This window comes from Mycobacterium sp. IS-1496 (assembly GCF_001499995.1).
GTDB lineage: Bacteria > Actinomycetota > Actinomycetes > Mycobacteriales > Mycobacteriaceae > Mycobacterium.
In genome coordinates, this window is record NZ_LQIU01000013.1 from 1 (window position 1) to 18,597 (window position 18,597).

The window sequence follows — 18,597 nt, forward strand, 5'->3', positions numbered from 1 at the left end:
GGAGAACACCAGCCGAGAAACTCAACGAACTACTCTCAAACCCACCAGCTGTTGCATCCACCGCTTGAAACCGCCGCGCGAAAAGGCGATCTGTGAGCAGTCTCAGCGTAGCCGAGGCTGTGCAGGCACTCCTCGACCCGCTTCCAGCCGCTACTCGACCTCGCTTCTGGCGTCGCGGTGTTCACCATCTCGAGCAGCAGGTCTCTGAGGGCCCGGTCGCGCTCCGACAGACCACTCGCGTAACGCTTGTCGAGCAGGTACTCGGTCGCAAGTTCGCTCTGTGTCGACGCCGCCCACACCAGGCGGTCGAGGAAGATCTCGAGGATTCGCGCGCCCTTCTCGGACGACTCCGCTCCCATGGAGAGCATGTCGAGGTCCTTGTACTGGGCCCGTTCCAAGCCTTTCGCCGTGAGTGCGAGCGCGGTGCCGGGCTTCGACGACTCCCGATCTCGCGCTCTGGCACGCACTTTCGAGACGGCTTCGGCCATCGCAAGGAAGTTCTTGTCCGTCAGGCTGAACCCGACGAACAACAGGTGGCTCGTCAACAGCAGGGTCTGCACGACGCCTTCGAGCGCCTTTCGTTCGTCGGGGTATCGCTTCAGGTCACCCTCGGTCAGCACGATGGAATCGGGTTGGTCGACGTCACCGTTGATCTTGAGCAGCCAGCGTGATCCGCCGGCCGCGAGTTGACGGGTGAGCACCCGGAATCCCTCACCCGCAGGCGCTTTGAGCGCCGTCTCCATGCATGAGTCGAAGTTGGTGGTCACCATGCGACGCACGTCGATACTCGCGAGCAGTGCATGGCCGACCCCATGGAGCTGCTTGTCCAGGAGTCGTCGGATGGCTTGGTGACGGCCGTCGCCGAGCTTCTCGATGATCGGTTCCGCGGCCCGATAAGGGTCGTCGCCGGCCGGTGCGTCGGCTCCCGCCTCTTTGGCGAGAGTCTTCAACAGCTCCCACCAGTCGGGCAGGCCGACGGGTTTGGACACCCCTGCGCCGAGGAACAGCGAGAGTTCGCCGTGTGCAGCGAGCCGGCCCAATCGGTCTGCGTGACTGCGGAGTTCGTCGGACAGGTCTCGCCAGTCGTCGTCTCTCCTGCGCTCCTGCACGGCAGCGAAGTCACGGCGGTCGGAGCAGACGAGCGCGACGTCGACGTCCAGAGTCGTCGCGCGATGACGCTCCAAAAGAGCGTTGATGACCTCGGCGCGGCGGGTGCGCAACCCACCGTGGCCGGTGCCGGGCAGCGGCAGGCCGATCAACGACGCGGCCCGGCCCTCGCGTGCGGTGATCTGCCCGGCAACGTGCTCGACTGCCGCCCACGTGCGGTCGACCACTTCGTCCGGGGTCGCGTCGCGGTCGATGTCCACGGTGACGAACGCCCACACAGGTCGGCCGTCGACGGAGTGCAGGTCGATGACGCCCTCATTCGGTTTGTCCGGGAGAACCAGCCACCCCGGATCAAGCCGCGAAGCCGGCAGCCCGGCGGGCAGCACGTCACGCCATGCCGCGTTGACGTTGCCGGCCGAATCGCAGGGAACCAAGATGGCATCGCACGCCAATTTCGTGAGGTCACCGTGGGCGACGAAGAGATGGCCCATTCACGTGACTGTAGCGCCGGCCGATTGCCCGCTGAGTGGCTTTCACCAGGTGCGGGTGCATTCGGTGCAGGTCCAGATGTCGTCGGTGACGCAGCAGCCGCGGGGGTCCAACCACGGTGCGATGTCCCGGGTCATCAACATCCCGAACAGCGCACGTTGGGTGCGCCCGGCACCGCAGGCGAGGCACTTCGGGTGCTGGGAGAACCGGAAGTCGAGCAGGTTGGTGTAGCCGCCCTCGCGCATCCGGTCCTGACAGCGGCGGCACAGCACACCGGGCCAGTCCTCGGGCAGCTCCGGGCGCCAGCAGCTGGCGGGGATGGGGCCCTCCAGGTAGCTGCAGGCGTGGCGGTCGTCCATGATCAGCACCTCGGGCGCCTCGCGGGCGGGTTCGTCGACGGTGTGGAAGCGGAAATTGGCGCCGGCGTCGTGGGACACCAGGTCGATGGTGTTATCGCAGCCGGTGCATCGCCCGCGTGAGTGCAGCAGAAGGCGGGCGCGGACCACCGAGGTGTGGCCGAACCGCAATGACGGGTCGTCGCGGTCATGGCACTCCGACAACGCGAGCTCCATGCGGACCGCGTCGTCGCCCTCGAGCCGCCATGCTCGGCGCGGATCCCGCCCGAAGTTGACGACGTGCACCAGCGTGGCGAAGTCGAGGACGTGGGGCTCCACGAAGGTCCAGTCCACGACCGCACGACCGGTGCCCTCGTCGGCGCCGATGCTGCCAAGGGTGGTCAGGATGGACGCCGGTTCGGTGTTCAGGACGATCGCGACGGGGTCGCCGCGCCGAGCCTCACCGAAGCCGTAGCGCCACGGCCGGACCCTTGACCGGGATTCCAGCAGCGCGATCACGCCGAGCAGCCAGTCAGTCGATTCGACGATGTGCAGACGGTCGATGGAAGTTTGCGTCACCTACCCATTATTCCAGCCGGGTACGACAATTCGAGCGGTTGAGCGTTCGCTGTGAGTGGGTGTGGGCCGACGTGCTTACGGCTTCTTGAGCTCGAACCGGACGCGGTACAGCTGCCACTCGCATTTGACGCCGACCTGCTCGGCGTGCAGCAGACGTGCACCCTCGAGGCCTTTCTCCTCGGCCGCCGACTTGAGCGCGCGCATGTACCTCGCGGCTTGCGCGACGATGCGCTCGTCCGGCGCCACCGCTTTCTCGTAATCGGTGAGCCTCAGGTGTTTCGTCGCGTGGTTCAAGAAAGTGCGGCGCATGGAAGTGACCGCTTCGAGAATCGATATCGCCGGCGATATCGCATTCGAAAAGGGACTACGCGGCCGACGCGCTGCGAGACGTGAGCCCTCCCGTGCCTGCAGGGAGAGCACCCAGCTACCGCCTCGGGCTTCGGGGGCTGCCCTGAGGCGCCCTACTCCTCAGCCATCGCGTAGACCCGGCTCCCTCGAGACGGCAGTTCTATGTCGTTCTCGTCGTAGGCGCGCAGGATCTCCCGCCGCAACCGTCGCTGCACCGACCACTGCGCATTCGGGCGCGTCTTGAGGGTCATCCGCAACGTCAGCAGGTCCGGCGACAGCTCCTGCACCCCGAGCATCTCCGGCTTGCCCAGCACCTTCGCGGCCAGCGTGGGGTCTTCGAGGGCCTCCTCGGCGGCCTCGACCGCCACCTTCTCGGCCTGCGCAACATCGGCGGTCAACGCAACAGGCATCTCGATGCGCGCGACGGCGTAGTCCTGGCTCATGTTGCCGACCCGCGCGATCTCTCCGTTGCGGACATACCAGAGCGTGCCGTCGATGTCGCGCACCGTGGTGACCCGCAGACCGACGCTTTCCACCTCACCGACCGCTTCACCGAGGTCGACGGTGTCCCCGACGCCGTACTGGTCTTCGAGCAGCATGAACACGCCGGTCACGAAGTCACGCACCAGATTCTGCGCCCCGAAACCGATCGCGAGGCCGACGACGCCGGCCGAGGCGATGAACGGCGCGATGTTCACACCGAGCACGTTCAGACCGGACAGCACGACCCAGATCAACAGCACAATCGACACCGTCGACTTCAGCACCGAACCGATGGTCTGCGCCCTCTGCTGGCGCCGTTCAGCGCTTTTCGCACCCGTGACCGTCGACGGGGCGCGGTCGCGCAGGTGACGCAGGAGCGGCGGCTTCTTGGACTGCGCCTCCACGGTGCCGCCCCGAGCCTTGCTCCGGCCAGTGGCGGCGCGATCAATCATGCGGTGCAGCACGAACCGGGCAATCAGAGCGACGATGACGTAAGCGACAACCCGGATGGGAACCTCGATGAGCCAGTGCTTGTTTGTGTCCGTCCATTCGAAGGCGAGGTTGTACACATCCATGCCTGGGACCGTACCCAGAACGCCCAACGAGACACACATTGCGACATCGGTCACTGCCTCGGACCGAGCCACTAACACAGATGTCAAATCGATGGATACGCAGCGCTTTTCACCGAAACCACCCGGTGGCGACCAGCGCCCCTCTCTAGACGGTGAAACCGCCGTCGATGTTCAGGTTCGCGCCGGTGATGTATCCGGACTCCGGGCCCGCCAGGAAGCTGACGAAGGCGGCGACGTCGGTCGTGTGCCCGTAGCGACCCTGCGCGGTGACGCGCTTGAGACTTTCGGCGAAGTCGCCGCTGTCGGGGTTCGCGTCGGTGTCGATCGGGCCCGGCTGCACGTTGTTGACGGTGATTCCGCGCGGTCCGAGTTCGCGGGCCAGACCGCGGGTGAACGACGACACCGCCCCCTTGGTCATGCCGTAGACCGACAGTCCCGGCCCGGGAATGCGGTCGGCGTTGATGCTACCGATGTTGATGATGCGCGCGCCGTCGCTGAGGTGTTTGATCGCGCTGCGGGTCGTCCAGAACATGCTGCCGATGTTGATGGCCACCTGGCGGTCGAATTCCTCGCCCGGATATCCGTCGATCGGGGCGATGTGCGCGACGGCGACGTTGTTCACCACGACGTCGAGGCCGCCGAGTTCGGCGACGGCCCTGTCGACGGCGCTCGCCGTCTGGGCGGAATCGGCCGCGTCGGCCTGAATCGCCACCGCCGTGGCACCGTCCGCGGTGACCTCGGCGACGAGTTTCTCCGCATTCGTCCCGGAGGCCGCGTAGGTGAAGGCGACCGCGGCGCCGTCGGCGGTCAGCCGCCGCACGATCTCCGCGCCGATGCCGCGTGACCCGCCGGTGACCAGGGCTCGCCGTCCTGTCAGGGGTGCTGTGCTCATGCTCGATGGCCTCCTCGTAATTACGAACCGGTGTGTTACTTAGTACGCTGAGGTCAAGCCGGTTGCCGTGCGACGGCATTCCCACTGTGACCGGCATCACAAGAAGGGTGGTCCGCGATGACCGTCGGACGCCCGCGGGAGTTCGACCCCGATCAGGTCGAGGACGCGGCGATGCGGCTGTTCTGGGAGCGCGGCTTCGACGGCGTGTCGATCTCCGATGTGACGGCCGCAACGGGGGTCAACCGACGCAGCATCTACGCCGAGTTCGGGTCCAAAGAGAACCTGTTCACACGCGCCTTTCGTCGCTACCTCGCCGGCCCCAGCGCCTACACCGCCGAGGCACTGACCCGGCCGACGGCCCGCGAGGTCGCCGAGGCGATGGTGCATGGGGCCGCAGACACGGTCAGCGGCGACGTCCACGGCTGCCTGACCGTCGGCGAGGCGCCCGGCCTGGCCGAGTGGCGCGGCGAGACGGTGCACCGGCTCGCCGAACGCTTCGCCGCCGCGGCGGCTGCCGGCGAATTGCCCGGCGTCGACACCCTGTTGCTGGCGCGCTGGGTGTCGGCCGTGTGCCAAGGCATCGCGATCCAGGCCCGCAGCGGAGCCGGCCGCGCCGATCTGCACGCCGTCGCAGACCAGGCCCTGAGAGGTTGGCCGTCGGCCTGACTTACGCCTGCGTGCGCCGGAACAACTCGGCCGGACGCCCCCGCGACCCGCTCGTCGTCACGCCCGTCGCGTCCAGCTTGGGCTCCATCGCCCGACGAAAGCTGTCCCGCTGCAACGTCTTTCCGGCCACCGCCTCGTGCGCCAACCGCAGCTCGCGCAGCGTGAACTCCTCCCCCAGCAGGCCGTCGGGGTCGGGCTGGTCGGCGTAACGGGAGCGGATGTGCTCGACGGCCCGCACGATGATGTCGGCGTGGTCGTACGGCAGCCGCCCGGGTTTGGCGACCGGAACCAGCCGCGTCGCAGACGGGAAGCGGGCGTCGAGTTGGTCGATCCGCACCACCTGCACGTGCGCGACGGACAGCACCCAGCCGCGGTCGTCGCGCGCGGGGTCGTCGAACACCTGCAGCTGGCGGGGCACCAGACCCCGGACGTTGGCCTTGACCCGCAGTGACCGGTCGACGGCGTCGGCGAGCCGCTCCCCCTCGTGCAGGAACGTGCCGGGCAGCGCCCAGCCCGGCCCGTTCGCCCGGCGCACCTCCAGGACCACCAGCCCCAGCGTGTCGTCGAGCGTGAGGACCGCGGTGTCCACGGCGACCGACGGGCGCGGATAGTCGGTGAGCGCGCGCCCGCTGCCGTCTCGAAAATCTCGGTCCATGTCGGTGCCTCAGCGTACAGTGAGACTCAATTAGCGCAGAAACGCGCAAATTGAGATCCGAGGGGGATGCCATGACGTCTTTGCACGATCGCATCGAAGGGGTGCTGCTGGCCACGGCGGCGGGGGACGCGCTCGGCGCGCCGTACGAGTTCGGCCCGGCGCGCGGGCCGGAACTTCCCGTCGAGATGGTCGGGGGCGGGGTGTGGGAGCCCGGCGAATGGACCGACGACACCTCGATGGCGATCGCCATCGCCGAGGTCGCCGCGACCGGCGCAGATCTGCGTGACCAGGCGGCGCAGGACACGATCGTCGCGCGCTGGCGTGGATGGTCGTTGCACGCCAAGGACGTCGGCATTCAGACTCGGTCGGTGCTCAGCGCCGCTGCGCGGTCGGGCTCCGTCACGGCGGCGCGCACCCGCGCGGAGTCCGCCGGCCTGCACGAGCGCACCGGCCGCACGGCGGGCAACGGGTCGCTGATGCGGACCGCGCCGGTGGCGCTGGCCTACCTCGACGACGAGGACGCGATGGTCGAGGCCGCCCGCGCCGTCAGCGAGCTCACCCACTTCGATCTCGACGCCGGCGACGGATGCGTGCTGTGGTGCTGCGCGATCCGCCATGCGGTGCTGACCGGACAGCTCGATGCGCGAATCGGGTTGCGCCACATCGACTGGAGCCGCCGCAAGGTGTGGCAGGAGCGGCTGGATACTGCGGAGTCGGGACGGCCGTCGTCGTTCGCGCACAATGGCTGGGTGGTGGCCGCGCTGCAGGCGGCGTGGTCGGCGATCGCCACGACGGCCGTGCCGGTCGATGACCCGGCGCGTGGGGTGTTCCGCGCCGATCATCTGCGGTTGGCGCTCGACGCGGCGGCGCGGGCGGGTGACGACACGGACACGGTGGCCGCGATCGCGGGAGGCCTGTTGGGGGCGGCGTACGGCGCGTCGGCGGTGCCGGTGCAGTGGCGGGCGATGCTGCACGGGTGGCCGGGCATGACGGCGCGGGGCCTGGTCGGACTGGCGTCGGGCATTCAACGGCGGGGCGAGCCGGATTCGTTCGACTTCTCCTATCCCGGTTCGTCGGTGGACGTCGTCGCGCGGCATCCGTATGACGACGGTGTGGTGCTGGGCGGGATCGGGGTGTTGCGGCGGCTGCCGCCGGATGTCGATGCGGTGGTGTCGTTGTGCCGGGTGGCCGACGAGGACGTGCCTGCGGGCATGCCGCACGTCGAGGTGCGGTTGATCGACCGGGTGGATGAGAACCCGCATCTTGATTTCGTCCTGCTCGAGGCGGTGCGTGCCGTCGAGGAACTCCGGCGCGAAGGGCGAACGGTGTTGGTGCACTGCGTCGGTGCGTACAGCCGCACGCCAACGATCGGTGCGTTGTACGGCGCACGGCTGAAGGGTGTGAGCGTTGATCGCGCCCTGGCCGATGTCGGCGAGGTGCTGCCGGGTGCGCACCCGAACCGCGCGTTCCGGGCGGCGTTGCGACGGTTGCACGCAGCACCCAGAGGCTGACTGTCACAACCCATCCCGACAGTGAGGGGTGCGCCTGCTGAGCGTCAAAGCCTACAGGCATTCAAATCGAACGGGAGGGACATGTCAGCGTTCCACACAGATGGGTTCGGGGCCTCTCGAGAAAGGATCAAACGGACTCCAGTCTCCGGCGGGAGGCGTACCGATATCGAGCGGCCCAACTATCGACGCGTTATCTTGGCGGCTTCATCGTGGTACCCCACGGTCGGTGCCCGGCTGCATGAAGAGGCGCTCGTCGCGTTCGTGTCGACGACACGAATCCGCGAATTCCCGCGCTTGTTCTGAGTCACCGCGCAGCGCCTCATACTCCTCGTCGCTGAGCCTGTAATACTCCATATAGTCGATCATCTGGTTGCTAACTGGTATTGCCAGATAATGGAGACCTGATTCAGACTCGATGCCCAGCGAGTAGCGGTCTTCTTTTGAGAGGAAAGCCTTCTCGAACTTCACTGTTGTCACCTTCCATCAATGTCTGTGATCGTGAGATCACCGGGAGGTACGTCCGCACCATCGATCACCGCTTCTGGTATCCCGGTCGGCAGGAATCCGCCCGGAATCCACTGCTCATTCGCACCGGCTTCATTACCTGAGGGTATTCGCAAGTCGAAGTTGCTGGGTTCGGGCACGTCTACGCGCACCACCCCATCGGTTTCGAAGTACCCGTCCGGCAGTCCGAGGGCTTGCTCCAACGCGCGACGGTCGCCGCCGGTGGCCTCCATAAGAGTTTCGAGTTCCCGAGTGGGAAAGACGAACGTTGTCCCGTCCCGGTGCCCAATTCCATAGTCTTCGAGCGCTTCTGCAGTCATGAACCGACTGGCACCATCATCGAAGCGCTCCAGGTGATGTTCGATGAACTCCTGCGGAAGATATTCCGACGGATCAGGACGAGTTCCTTTGTCCATCGCCTGTATCTCGTCGCGCGTTTCCTCTGACAGCACATTCTGATCCCACCGTGGTGGGTCGGGAACACCGTCGTCGCGGAGGTGGGGCTCAGCGCTGTCCGGATGATGACCGCTCCCATCAGACGCTCCTGAGCCGCTGACAGTTGAAGAGTCACTCGACGTCGGCGTCGGGTCGTGAGGCACACTCGGATGGGGTTGCGAGGAAGAAGAAGCCGGCGGCGCCAAGTCCACCCAATTCTCGCCAGTCGCCCCCTGTGAGGCCAGAGGGGCTCGGGGTTCTGGCGCCAAAGCGGCGTGAAGGGAGCCCGCACCGGGCCCGACCCGCTCCTGCAATGACGTCCCACTCGGCGACGGCGCCTCGACCGCCCGCGTCGAGGCGGCAGTTGAGGGTGACACCTGCGGCGAGCCCGGCTCGGCCGAACGCGGCGCTGCGGTGTCTGGCACCGCCTGTGGCGGCACCTCTGCGCGGGAGCCACCTCCTTCAGGACTCGGCTGCGAAGACAGGTCCGCCGGATGCGGCCCACCAGAATCCGGCGTCGAATGCGGGAGTCCGTGCGGCATGGCGGATTCGGGAAGCCGAGACCCCTCCGAGATCCGCGGCACACCCGGCTCGGCCAGCGACGGAGGCAGCGCCGGCCCCTTGGCGCCCGACCCTGCGCCGGACGAAAGGTCGTCGGCCAGGGTGGTGAGGTCTTCGAGCTTGCTGGCGATCTCAGATGCATGCCCAGCAATGGGAGCGGTGGCATCGGCCGCGCCCGCCGCAGCGCGTACCACCGGGCCGGCCTCGCCGGCGTCGGCCGCGGCGCCGGCTCCACGGAGCCCCGTCTTGGCCGCGCCGACACCAGTGACGGCCGACCCCGCTTCGAACAGCACCCCGCCGAGGCCCAGGCCCGGGCGGTCCGCTCGCCAGTCCTCGGCGTGCACGATTCCGCCGAGCATGTCCTTGCCGTGGTCGAGTGCGCCGGACGGATCCATGGCCACGCCGGTGGGAGTGGCGTACTTCAAAGTGTCGAGCACTCCGCCCCATGCCGCCCCCGCCGCCTCGGGATCGGAGGCGAACCTGGCCGGATCGAGCTGCTGGACACCGACAACCGTCTCCAACCCACCTTTGATGATCCCCTCGCCCACATTGGAATGGAACTCGAACGCAGTTGCCAGCGCTCCGCCGACGTCGTCTCCGAGATAGTGGGTGAACTCGCGACGAGCACTCTGCTGCATAGAGACCACCGCGTCGTCGAGAGCCGTGATCAGCGACTCCATCAACGAAATGCGGCCGTCGGCCTGCCGCCCGAAGTTTTCCAAGACCTCCTTGACGTCATCGGCGATCTCCTTGATCTCCTCGAGGGCGTCACCGCTGAACACCGCCTTGATGCCGTCGAAGATCCCGGATGGTGACACCCGATCGCAGAGATCGCGGATGGCGTCTTGAGTCGCTTGCACGTCGTCCGCGAACTCACGGATCTGCGTGGCGAGATTTCCCGCCTCGGTCGCCACCTCGGAAAGCGACCGTGACAATTCCGCCATCGCCGACGTCATCGCGCCGCCTTCCGGAATCTTCTGGCCTGCAATCACTCCCGACGGACCGCTCAGCCCGACGGCGATCCCGTTGATCGCTGATGCGAATGTCTGCCACGCCTCTGCCGAATCGCGCAGCCGAGCGGGATCGCCGTCGGGCCACGTATCCGGGATGAAGGTCTGCAGCACCGACCAGAGGAACGGCGGTGGCACTCCACCGCCCAGGGAGGGCGGGGAAGACGGCGTGGCGAACTCAGTCGGCTTCTCCGGCGCCGTCAACGTCGCGGTACCACCACCTATCGTCGACGCCGCGTTCGCCTGCGAGTAGTTCGTCGCGGACATGCCGACGCCGAATCCGACGTTGCGCGACGCATTGACCAATGCCGCGCCGGCGTCCAGGAGCGCCTGCGCAGACTTCTGATACGCCATCCCGAAGGCCAGTCCTGAGGGATCGAGACCACTGGGTGCGCCCCCGCCCAAGCCCGATGACAGCGCTGCGATGGCTGTCGACAGCTCGTCACCGACGGTGGTGACTGCCTCCCCGGCTCCGGCCAGCGCATCGGGGTCGACGACGATGGGCGCCACGCCGCATCAGCCCCACATGCGTTGATTCGTGGCGGCCGCGTTCGAATAGTTTGAGTGCGCCTGCTCGGCGATGTCGCGCAGTTGCCCCAGCGCCTCACGCAGCTGCTGCGCCCCGGTATCCCATTGCTGCTGGGCGGCTTCCTGGGCCGATGCGGCGTCACCGTGCCACGTGAGGCCAAGCGCCGCCACCGATGACCGCACCGCCGCCAGCGCTTGTTCGAGGTCGGAGTAAAACGCCGACATGCGATCCACACCGTCGAGCAACGCCTCCAGGTCCACGGCGAAACCGGCCATCACATCCCTGCCGAGTCGATCGCTGCCTGGCCGTTGGCATCGATGCTGCCGTAGCTCTGTGCGGCCTGCTCCAACGCTGAGGCCATCGTCTCCAAGCCTTTCATCAAGCTCTGCGCACCCTCGTGCCAGCGGTTCCACACATCGCCGAATGCCGATGCCGCCTCGCCGGTCCACCCGGACCCGAGAAGACTTCCGAGTTCGCCATCTAGACCGTTCAGGCCGGACCGTGTGTTGTCGACGACTGTGCGCAACTCCTGCGCAACTCCGCTCACCACGGATTCGGAAACCTGCAGCTCACTCATGACCACCCCCTGGATGGCATCCATCGTGGCATACCCGGGACGACCGTCAGTGCGGCAATTTCGCCACTTCTACGCCCCTACGGTACGTTCAGCCGCCGCGCCAGGTCCGGTCCACCGACCTCGCGGATGAAATCCGGGTCCCCACAGACGACGAGTTGGTCGCGGGCGCGGGAAAGCCCGACGTAGAGGCGTTCGCGGGAGCGTTCGAACATGCCGGTCTCATTGACCACGAGGACGACACACCGGCGTTCGAGACCCTTGAATCCCAAGACATGGCCGTAGAACACCTGGTCGGTGTCCCAGAACGAGTCCCAGTACGCCTTGTGGCCTTCCTTCTGCCGCTCGGCCTGCTCGGGATGACGGCTACCGGTCGTGAGCAGCGCGAGATCCTCAGGCCGCCAACCCTGTTCGAGCAACAAGTCGATCTGGTCGTCCCCCGCATCCAACGCGTCCTCACGCTTGCACGCCACGAACGTGACCGCCGGCCCCTCGCCGCCCAGATAGCGCATCGGATGGTCGACGAGCGGCTGGAAAGCGTTGGCGATCTGGCGGGTGTTGCGCAGATTGTGGTCGAGGATCAACGGCACCAACGGCACCGGCGGTGAGCCGAAACGGTCGAAGACCCGCTGCCCCTCGTCGGTGAACACATACAAGCCACCGTCGACCGGGTCCTTGAGCGCAGCGAGCAGCGGATCCCACCAGGCGTCGGCGAAATCCTGTGCCTCGTCGACGACGATCGAGTCGAAGCGGTGCCCGGGTTCGAGTTGGGTTGCCAGATCGGCCATTTGGAGTGGGAGGTCGTGTTCCCAGAACCGCACGGTCTCCTCGGTGCGGAGCGCTTCATCCGGCCCCTCCGGGGCACCCCACTGCACGCCGAGCGCATGAAACTCACCCACGTACGCGGGTCGTTGGCGGCGCGGCCAGGTCTCGGCGATGCGCTCAAGGTACGACGCGAGGCCATGCGAGTAACAGACCAGCGCCACCCGTTGACCACGCTGCGCCAGCCTCCGCGCCTGCTCCATCGCCAAGAAGGTTTTGCCGCTGCCGGCCCCGCCGCGCACCTCGACACGGTTCAGTAGCCGGATCGCGTCGAGGATGACCGCCTGGTGATCGGTCAACGCATCGGCAGCGTCCTCGTTGGCCAGCGCCCGGGCGACGACGTCACGCTGCGGCAGGCCACGCCCGGACAGCGCGGTGTTGAGCTGGTCGATGCCCTGCGTGGTGAGCAGCGGCCGGTCCAGTTCCTGGCGGACGAGGACATAGCGCAGCTTGTCGACGAGGTTCGGCAGATCTGTGCGGTCCACGACCTTCCAGCGGGGGCAGTCGGGGAGCCCGAAGTCGTCCGGCAGTTCGGTGTTCGGGAGGACGACCACGTGATCCCAGCGGAGCCGGCCCTGGGTCCAGCGGGGATCCTTCTCGATGAAGTCGCGCAGCGCGTAGCAGGCTTCGCGGGCCTGGCGGACGGGTTCGATGGTGAACTGGCGGCCGCCGCGGATCTGGCGCCATCCGTCGCCGTCGTGCCAGACCTCGCCGCCCTTGACCTCGATGCACACGATGCCGGCGCCCGCGATCGCGACGACGAAGTCGACCTCGTGGTCCTTGAGGTGGTCGGTGACGCGTTGGCCCGGCACCACGAGGTCGTTGGGCTCGAGCTGATTGATCAGCGCCTGGTAGGTGCTGCGCTCGGAACTCTTGAGGCGTGGATGCTCGTCGGGAGTGATGGTCACGGCACCGAACTCCCCTGTTCGAACCTGAGCAGCATGCCGACCTCCCCGTGACGCGCAGTTCCGTTGTGGATGCTAGGTGACTGAAAGGCAATAACGTGGCTGGTGGCGCCGGCGAATGCGCTTGGCAATTTGCCGGGCCGGTGGCCACCGCAGCGGTGTTAGTGTGCGGCTAACAGGGGAAAGGGGGGGACGATATCGCATCCGCATGAGCCGCTGAAAACCGATCCGACAGAGCTACGCATGGCCGCAGACCAACTCGACGGGCAAGCCGGCGGATTCCGCGCAGGGCACCAAGCCGTACAGGCCCGAGCGAGCAAAGCCGCTCTCGGGTCGGGCTCCGCGGCCGCTGCGTTGCCGGGAATGTTGGCGGCGTGGGAAGCCGACGGCGCGAAGTTCGAGGAGCATTTCGCCAGGCACGCGCGAGGACACCGCGAGGCGGCGGACGGCTATGTGCGCACAGATGCCGGCAGCGCCGACAAAATCGACAACGCGGGTTCGGCACCCTGAGTTGGCCGCATGGCGCTGAACCTCAAGGAGCTCAAGGAGTGGTCTCCCGAGATCGCCGACCTGGCCCAATCAGCGCGTGACGCGGCCGCGAACCACACCGACTCCGCCGACTTCTATCGCTCGCTGGTGACGGTGTCCACCTGGGAGGGAGAAGGCGCGCAGGCGGCCAGGTCCGCGTTGGTGGCCACGGCAAGTGACCACGACGCGGTGGCCGACAGCCTCGGCACCGCGGCGAGCCGGATGGAACGTGTCCACCAAGACGCCGAGGAGCTCGCCGAGACGATCAAGCGCATCCTCGATGACGCCGCCGCCCAGCCTGCGGTGTCCATCGACGAGACCACCAACCAGGTGATCCCACCCGGCACCAGTCACATGACCGAGGAGTACGCCGCAGAGGTTGCGGCCAAAGTCACCGAGCTACAGGGGCGTATCGCCGCCGCGCTCGCCGACGGAGAGCGATTGGACGCCGAACTGGCAGGGGCGATCACCGCCGCCGGCGAGATAGCCGCGCCGGCGGTGAAGTCGGCAGGGTCACTCGAAGACCTAATGCTCCCCCAGAGCGGCGAGCAGCGCAGACCAGCACCGAACAGTCTCGACGACGCGCTAAATCAGCTCACCGGGAAATCCGGCGACGGGCCCGCGTCATCGGAGCCGGGCGAATCCGCAGACAGCCCGGCCACCGGACCGCTGCCGATCGACCCCGCGAAGGTTCAGCAGTTCAAAGAGCTTGCCCGGCAGACGATGCTGCGCGACGGCGTGCTGCCAGAGCAGATCGAGCAGCAACTCGACGCGATCGTCGCCGCAGCGCAGAAACCACTGCCCACAGCCAAGCCGCCCGAGAGCGGACCGAAACCGCGCCCCAGCTTCGCCGACGGTTTCGCCGACGGCTGGTTCAACACCGAGGAAGGCATCAAGGACCTCGTCGGCGCCAACGGATGGGAGGACCTCAAAGGCGCCTGGACCGACATGGCCAAGGGCTCGTGGGAACGAGTCACCAACCCCATCGACTCCTTGACCGAGGAAGTCGAGCATTTGACGAGCTATCCCGAGCACTACCTGGGTGAGGTTGCCGGCGGAACAGCCCTCACCGCGCCCGCCGCCGTGTTCGGCGGGGAAGCAGCCCTCGCGGCACGAGGCGCCGGAGCCGCGATCCCCGACGAGCTCATCCACACGCCGAGTGCGCCAAGCACGGTCGAGCATTCGACTCCGCTGCCCGAAGCTCCTGGCCACCACGGCACGCACGTGCCGGTCGCCGATGGGCCACCGCCGCTGCCGCTCCCACCAGATTCACCCTTGTTCGACGGCTACGACCCAACACCCCCGGGCCCGGAGTTCACTAACCCTGATGGCGGGTTGATCTACCCCGACGACAGCTTGCCGAGCAAGCCCTATGCGATTCCAGGCACGGTCATCGACAATGCCGAGTTGCCCGCGGGCACCGAGCTCGGGCGCTTCGGCTACCCAGGCGGTACATACCTGGCTCCAGAGGGAACCCCCTTCGCCGAACTATCACTGCCACCCGAGAGCGCCGCAAAACCGTACTTCAGGTACGTCGTCGACGATCCCACCGCGCTTCCGCCGGGATGGCGCATCGAACAATCACAAGCGGCGCCCTGGTTTCACCAACCCGGAGGCGGAACGCAGTACCGCATCATTGCACCGCCAGGTATAGAGCCTTCAGTAGACTCGCTACGTCAATCGGGCTACCTGAAGAGAATAGGTGGATAGGGTGCCAGATTTCTCACGCCTCTCGAATGACTGGACTCGATGGTCACGCAGAATAGGCATGTCGAACGTCTCGGTCTCTCCAATCGAAGACGGCAGCGCAATCGGGTTCGTTTCGGATGATGAATCGTTCTATCTCAGAAGTGATGGCACCTGGTGGGCGATCGACGTCGTTAACGACCGAGGACGGCGATACAATGACATCGCGCGATTCTCTACATTTGATCTCGCCGAGAAGTTCCTCATCTGGCGGTGGGGGTCCACGATGCGTGATGTACTCGGCGCCAAGATATCCGGCCCTGAGCTGTACAAGTTAGGCCGCAGTGCGGATGTCGTTGTCCTGCCCACCGAAAATGAGTGGCTCTTTGAACTTCAGTCCGAGGCCGGAACTGCGCGTCTCTCAGAGCCACAAGCGACGATCTTCAGTCATCTGATGTTGAAACCGGTCGATGAGATTGAGCAGATGGTCAAACATGGCGTCTCATAGTGACCTCTACGCGCAAAGCAGTCTTCAGAAATCTCATGTGGGTCTGCTGCACGGATAGGTGACATCTGAGTTGGCTTGCCCGTGACGGGTGGGCTGGATGTCCTTGTGCCCAGGTCCTATCCCCGAGAGTTCCGCGACGACGTCATGCGGGTCGCTCGCAATCGAGACGACGGGGTGACGATCGAGCAGAACGCCACCGATTTCGGGGTGCACCCGAAGACCCTGCACAAGTGGATGCGCCAGGCCGACATCGACGAAGGCGCCAAACCCGGTAAGAGCACCAGCGAGTCGGCTGAGCTGCGCGAAGCGCGGCGGCGAATCAAGTTCTTGGAGAGAGCACATCGCCTGTAAGGCTTTACATGGCTGGCCCGGTGCTGGCTGACGGGATCGGTGTCGCCGTCCTGGCCGAGTGTGACTCGTGAATCGCCTGGCCTCTGCGAAGGGTGCTCTTCCCAGGATCTGTCCACCTGGCCGAGGGCGGCGGCGCCGGCCCGGTCTTGCTTCGGTGGCTTGATCAAAAGCCTGTCCGACTCGTTGCCGCGAGTCGCGGCCCGTTACGATGCCCGCCGCGCAGCGACGTGGTGTCGGCAAGACCGATGCCATCGACGCGGTCCGATCGCACGCTCGGTCCTGGCCGTCGACATCACCCGGCTGCCTCGGCCGCGAGCTGCCGGGCAACGGGTTGCGTTGCGGGTTCTGACGACCTCGTGAGGTTCATGCGCACGCGCGCACGTTGCCTGTCTTCTATCCGAGGTATCTACGGCGAGTCGCCAAGGAAGCACGGATATAAGCGGAACGCCTTCGGGTGCGTCAGATGAGTCCTGACGCCTGAGCCAGCATGAGGCCGGGCAGGAACAACGCGAGTGCAGCGGGGGCAGCGATCAGCCCGATCAACATCCCCTGCCCGATTTGGCCCGAGGCGCCCACGCGCGACCTGAGAATCAATGCAATCACCAGGTCGACCAGAAGCAACGGTAGGACGTAGATCGCGAGTACAAACCACGGCAGGAATATCCAAACGGCGAACTCGACGACGAGCGTGTTCACGACCGCCGCCACGAACGTGATGGGTCCGTATGTCAGCTTGAACCGTTGTGCAGAAGCATCTTTCACCATGCGAGGATCCAAAACCCGTATACGAGACCACCTGTGAGGACCACTGCGAAGGATCCTGCCACGCTGAGCGCCACACCCCGCGCGCGCGATGACGCAAGCTTGATCAGCAATGTGAATAGCACTGCACACAAGAGGAAGACGGCCCCGGAGCTGACGACGAACAAGACCACTGGAGCGGTGCCAGGGAACCACCTACCGAGCAGCCATGACGTCACGATGACGAGCGCCAGGACAAGTTGGGTAATGAAGGGCGCTGACCAAGTAGCGGTGGACCAGGTGCGGTAGTCCACGTCGTTGAGTCGCGCGAGTGCTGTCATGTCGCCTGCCTGATCAAACCGGAGTCACGCCCGGGGGCAACGGAATTGATGGAACGTGCGGCGCGCTTTCCGTAGGCCCGAATTCAGTCCAAGGTAGCGGGATTGGCACGTCGTAGTCAGGATTCCACCTACCGGCATCGAACGGCGCGAACGCGCTGCCGCCTGCCCCGACGTCGTGGTGCTGCGGCAGGTTCACCATCGGGCCAGTCGAGTTACCGGCGATCGCCGGGTCGACGAGAACCATCCGAGACGAACCGTCGGGGAGATCTTGGTAGACCTCCATGGAGGGATAGTCGGTACGCGTCCCATCGACTCGAACGCCCTCGGCGGTGGGCGTGAAGACGAGGTCGCCATTCACGGTCCATGGATTGCTCTCCAACGGCCAGGGTGGATTCTGGGCGGTACCAGGAGCGAACGGGTTAGCGGCGTCGTATTGGACGCGAACTGCACCGTCAAAGGTCTGCTGCACCACGGCTTCTGGTATTCCGACTTTGACCTGTCCTGGTCCACCGTCGGGATTGAGCTCGACGGAGGGGTTCTGTCGCATCACGACGAGACCGTTCTCGTAGTCGACGTACGTCGTCACTTTGGTATTCGCCGGATCGAAATCGGGGTCTGCTGGTCTGGTGTTCCCGAAGTCCCGCTTCCACGGTCCACTGATCACGTCGCGCTGCTCGATCCACTGGCCGACGCGAACGACCCCTTGACCGGGCACCGGACGGATCTTCACCACCCTGATCTCGGGCGGTACTCCATCGGTGTCGGGATCGTAGCTGTGCGGATCGAGGGCTGCGGCGGTCTGCCAATCCGTCGCTGACGATGGGCCGCGACCGAAGACCTCGCGGAACGCGTCGATCTGGTTCTGACGCCGGTTGGCCAGGTCTTCGGCTTTCCCAGGGGGCGCCTGTTGGAAGTCAACGGACCGAATCGTCCGATCCCGTTCGTCCGTCTCTTTCCCCGGCGTTGCTTCCCGCCGCCTTGGCCGGCACGGACTCGGCGGCGGCCATCACCCAGTTCCTGATCGCGTCGAGATTCTGCCGTCCGTTCGACACCACATTCGCCGACTCGGTGACTGCGAGCCCAGCCGCTTATCCAGGCCCGCCAGTTGTTCGAGCACGCGCGCGTGCGCAGCATTCCTGACGTTATAGGCAGTCGCGGCCCCGCCCGACCAGGTCAGTCCCGGGTGCTGCGGCCTGAGTTGCCGCTTCGAGCTTCTGCAGGTGGCCGCTCTGGTCGAATGGCTCACCGGTCCGGGGCGCACCTGATCCGAACGTGTCGCGCGCCCCGGACCACGTCACCAGAAAGGCGTTCAGCGTGCTCACATTGACCAGCGTATGGGCTGCGCGCTCCTCTCCCGCGCATTGATCGCGCGCGCAGCGGCAGCTCGGAATCCGTCTAGGAATGTTTGCCTGACGGGGAGGACCGGCAACTTAACACTGGAAGCGCGACCGAATGGCGGCGA

General features: G+C 66.2%; 20 protein-coding genes. 6 read left to right on the top strand and 14 right to left on the bottom strand.

The window, feature by feature from the left end:
• Positions 1-35: 35 nt before the first annotated feature.
• From AU195_RS09410 to AU195_RS09430, 5 genes are all read right to left on the bottom strand, one after another.
• Positions 36-1,598, bottom strand: coding sequence for an SIR2 family protein (locus AU195_RS09410; RefSeq protein ID WP_059158807.1), 1,563 nt, complete (start codon positions 1,596-1,598; stop codon positions 36-38).
• Between the two features lie 42 nt (positions 1,599-1,640).
• A complete protein-coding gene (locus AU195_RS09415) occupies positions 1,641-2,510 on the bottom strand; it encodes a hypothetical protein (RefSeq protein WP_059158808.1) in 870 nt (289 codons plus the stop codon).
• A gap of 75 nt (positions 2,511-2,585) precedes the next feature.
• Positions 2,586-2,819 (bottom strand): hypothetical protein, encoded by a 234-nt coding sequence (locus AU195_RS09420; protein ID WP_059158809.1) that lies wholly within the window; start codon positions 2,817-2,819, stop codon positions 2,586-2,588.
• 152 nt (positions 2,820-2,971) lie between these two features.
• Positions 2,972-3,916: a mechanosensitive ion channel family protein gene (locus tag AU195_RS09425; RefSeq protein ID WP_059158810.1), complete on the bottom strand. Its 945-nt coding sequence runs from the start codon at positions 3,914-3,916 to the stop codon at positions 2,972-2,974.
• A 145-nt stretch (positions 3,917-4,061) separates the two neighbouring features.
• Positions 4,062-4,808, bottom strand: coding sequence for an SDR family oxidoreductase (locus AU195_RS09430; protein WP_059158811.1), 747 nt, complete (start codon positions 4,806-4,808; stop codon positions 4,062-4,064).
• 117 nt (positions 4,809-4,925) lie between these two features.
• Between AU195_RS09430 and AU195_RS09435 the strand changes: the two genes are divergently transcribed.
• A complete protein-coding gene (locus tag AU195_RS09435) occupies positions 4,926-5,474 on the top strand; it encodes a TetR/AcrR family transcriptional regulator (protein WP_059158812.1) in 549 nt (182 codons plus the stop codon).
• 1 nt (position 5,475) lies between these two features.
• Here AU195_RS09435 and AU195_RS09440 read toward each other — a convergent pair whose 3' ends face one another.
• Positions 5,476-6,129 (bottom strand): NUDIX hydrolase, encoded by a 654-nt coding sequence (locus AU195_RS09440; protein ID WP_059158813.1) that lies wholly within the window; start codon positions 6,127-6,129, stop codon positions 5,476-5,478.
• Between the two features lie 71 nt (positions 6,130-6,200).
• Between AU195_RS09440 and AU195_RS09445 the strand changes: the two genes are divergently transcribed.
• Positions 6,201-7,640, top strand: coding sequence for an ADP-ribosylglycohydrolase family protein (locus AU195_RS09445; protein WP_059158814.1), 1,440 nt, complete (start codon positions 6,201-6,203; stop codon positions 7,638-7,640).
• 204 nt (positions 7,641-7,844) lie between these two features.
• On the opposite strand, the gene AU195_RS09450 is transcribed toward AU195_RS09445, so the two are convergent.
• The 5 genes from AU195_RS09450 to AU195_RS09470 form a co-directional block, all read right to left on the bottom strand.
• Positions 7,845-8,108, bottom strand: a complete 264-nt coding sequence (locus AU195_RS09450; RefSeq protein WP_059158815.1) for a hypothetical protein — start codon at positions 8,106-8,108, stop codon at positions 7,845-7,847.
• Positions 8,109-8,113: 5 nt separating this feature from the next.
• A complete protein-coding gene (locus tag AU195_RS09455; protein WP_059158816.1) occupies positions 8,114-10,660 on the bottom strand; it encodes a WXG100-like domain-containing protein in 2,547 nt (848 codons plus the stop codon).
• A 6-nt stretch (positions 10,661-10,666) separates the two neighbouring features.
• Positions 10,667-10,954 carry a WXG100 family type VII secretion target gene (locus tag AU195_RS09460; RefSeq protein WP_059158817.1) on the bottom strand — a complete coding sequence of 96 codons (288 nt, stop codon included), beginning with the start codon at positions 10,952-10,954 and terminating at the stop codon, positions 10,667-10,669.
• Positions 10,954-11,256: a WXG100 family type VII secretion target gene (locus AU195_RS09465; RefSeq protein ID WP_172800529.1), complete on the bottom strand. Its 303-nt coding sequence runs from the start codon at positions 11,254-11,256 to the stop codon at positions 10,954-10,956. Before AU195_RS09465 ends, AU195_RS09460 begins: the two co-directional genes overlap by 1 nt.
• Before the next feature lie 77 nt (positions 11,257-11,333).
• Positions 11,334-12,983 carry a nuclease-related domain-containing DEAD/DEAH box helicase gene (locus tag AU195_RS09470; RefSeq protein ID WP_059158819.1) on the bottom strand — a complete coding sequence of 550 codons (1,650 nt, stop codon included), beginning with the start codon at positions 12,981-12,983 and terminating at the stop codon, positions 11,334-11,336.
• Positions 12,984-13,223: 240 nt separating this feature from the next.
• Here AU195_RS09470 and AU195_RS26150 point away from each other — a divergent pair, with 240 nt between their 5' ends.
• The 4 genes from AU195_RS26150 to AU195_RS09485 all read left to right on the top strand — a co-directional run bounded on the left by AU195_RS26150 (position 13,224) and on the right by AU195_RS09485 (position 16,053).
• Positions 13,224-13,490, top strand: a complete 267-nt coding sequence (locus AU195_RS26150; RefSeq protein WP_286149178.1) for an ESX-1 secretion-associated protein — start codon at positions 13,224-13,226, stop codon at positions 13,488-13,490.
• A 9-nt stretch (positions 13,491-13,499) separates the two neighbouring features.
• Positions 13,500-15,218 carry a glycohydrolase toxin TNT-related protein gene (locus tag AU195_RS09475; protein ID WP_059158820.1) on the top strand — a complete coding sequence of 573 codons (1,719 nt, stop codon included), beginning with the start codon at positions 13,500-13,502 and terminating at the stop codon, positions 15,216-15,218.
• Positions 15,219-15,276: 58 nt separating this feature from the next.
• Complete coding sequence (locus tag AU195_RS09480; RefSeq protein WP_059158821.1) at positions 15,277-15,702, top strand: hypothetical protein; 426 nt, start codon at positions 15,277-15,279, stop codon at positions 15,700-15,702.
• An 81-nt stretch (positions 15,703-15,783) separates the two neighbouring features.
• Positions 15,784-16,053, top strand: a complete 270-nt coding sequence (locus AU195_RS09485; RefSeq protein WP_216636383.1) for a transposase — start codon at positions 15,784-15,786, stop codon at positions 16,051-16,053.
• Between the two features lie 459 nt (positions 16,054-16,512).
• On the opposite strand, the gene AU195_RS09490 is transcribed toward AU195_RS09485, so the two are convergent.
• The 3 genes from AU195_RS09490 to AU195_RS26360 all read right to left on the bottom strand — a co-directional run bounded on the left by AU195_RS09490 (position 16,513) and on the right by AU195_RS26360 (position 18,396).
• Positions 16,513-16,818, bottom strand: a complete 306-nt coding sequence (locus AU195_RS09490) for a hypothetical protein (RefSeq protein ID WP_157531091.1) — start codon at positions 16,816-16,818, stop codon at positions 16,513-16,515.
• 330 nt (positions 16,819-17,148) lie between these two features.
• On the bottom strand, positions 17,149-17,865 hold the full coding sequence (locus AU195_RS25670; RefSeq protein ID WP_157531092.1) for a hypothetical protein: 717 nt from the start codon (positions 17,863-17,865) through the stop codon (positions 17,149-17,151).
• 276 nt (positions 17,866-18,141) lie between these two features.
• A complete protein-coding gene (locus tag AU195_RS26360) occupies positions 18,142-18,396 on the bottom strand; it encodes an EspA/EspE family type VII secretion system effector (protein ID WP_353612154.1) in 255 nt (84 codons plus the stop codon).
• Between the last annotated feature and the right edge of the window lie 201 nt (positions 18,397-18,597).

Excerpts from the sequence above, each read along its gene's own strand:
- AU195_RS09410 (WP_059158807.1), bottom strand. The coding sequence starts at position 1,598 with ATGGGCCATCTCTTCGTCGCCCACGGTGACCTCACGAAATTGGCGTGC.
- AU195_RS09420 (WP_059158809.1), bottom strand. The coding sequence starts at position 2,819 with ATGCGCCGCACTTTCTTGAACCACGCGACGAAACACCTGAGGCTCACC.
- AU195_RS09425 (WP_059158810.1), bottom strand. The coding sequence starts at position 3,916 with ATGGATGTGTACAACCTCGCCTTCGAATGGACGGACACAAACAAGCAC.
- AU195_RS09430 (WP_059158811.1), bottom strand. The coding sequence starts at position 4,808 with ATGAGCACAGCACCCCTGACAGGACGGCGAGCCCTGGTCACCGGCGGG.
- AU195_RS09435 (WP_059158812.1), top strand. The coding sequence starts at position 4,926 with ATGACCGTCGGACGCCCGCGGGAGTTCGACCCCGATCAGGTCGAGGAC.
- AU195_RS09440 (WP_059158813.1), bottom strand. The coding sequence starts at position 6,129 with ATGGACCGAGATTTTCGAGACGGCAGCGGGCGCGCGCTCACCGACTAT.
- AU195_RS09445 (WP_059158814.1), top strand. The coding sequence starts at position 6,201 with ATGACGTCTTTGCACGATCGCATCGAAGGGGTGCTGCTGGCCACGGCG.
- AU195_RS09460 (WP_059158817.1), bottom strand. The coding sequence starts at position 10,954 with ATGGCCGGTTTCGCCGTGGACCTGGAGGCGTTGCTCGACGGTGTGGAT.
- AU195_RS09465 (WP_172800529.1), bottom strand. The coding sequence starts at position 11,256 with ATGAGTGAGCTGCAGGTTTCCGAATCCGTGGTGAGCGGAGTTGCGCAG.
- AU195_RS26150 (WP_286149178.1), top strand. The coding sequence starts at position 13,224 with ATGGCCGCAGACCAACTCGACGGGCAAGCCGGCGGATTCCGCGCAGGG.
- AU195_RS09475 (WP_059158820.1), top strand. The coding sequence starts at position 13,500 with ATGGCGCTGAACCTCAAGGAGCTCAAGGAGTGGTCTCCCGAGATCGCC.
- AU195_RS09480 (WP_059158821.1), top strand. The coding sequence starts at position 15,277 with ATGTCGAACGTCTCGGTCTCTCCAATCGAAGACGGCAGCGCAATCGGG.
- AU195_RS09490 (WP_157531091.1), bottom strand. The coding sequence starts at position 16,818 with ATGGTGAAAGATGCTTCTGCACAACGGTTCAAGCTGACATACGGACCC.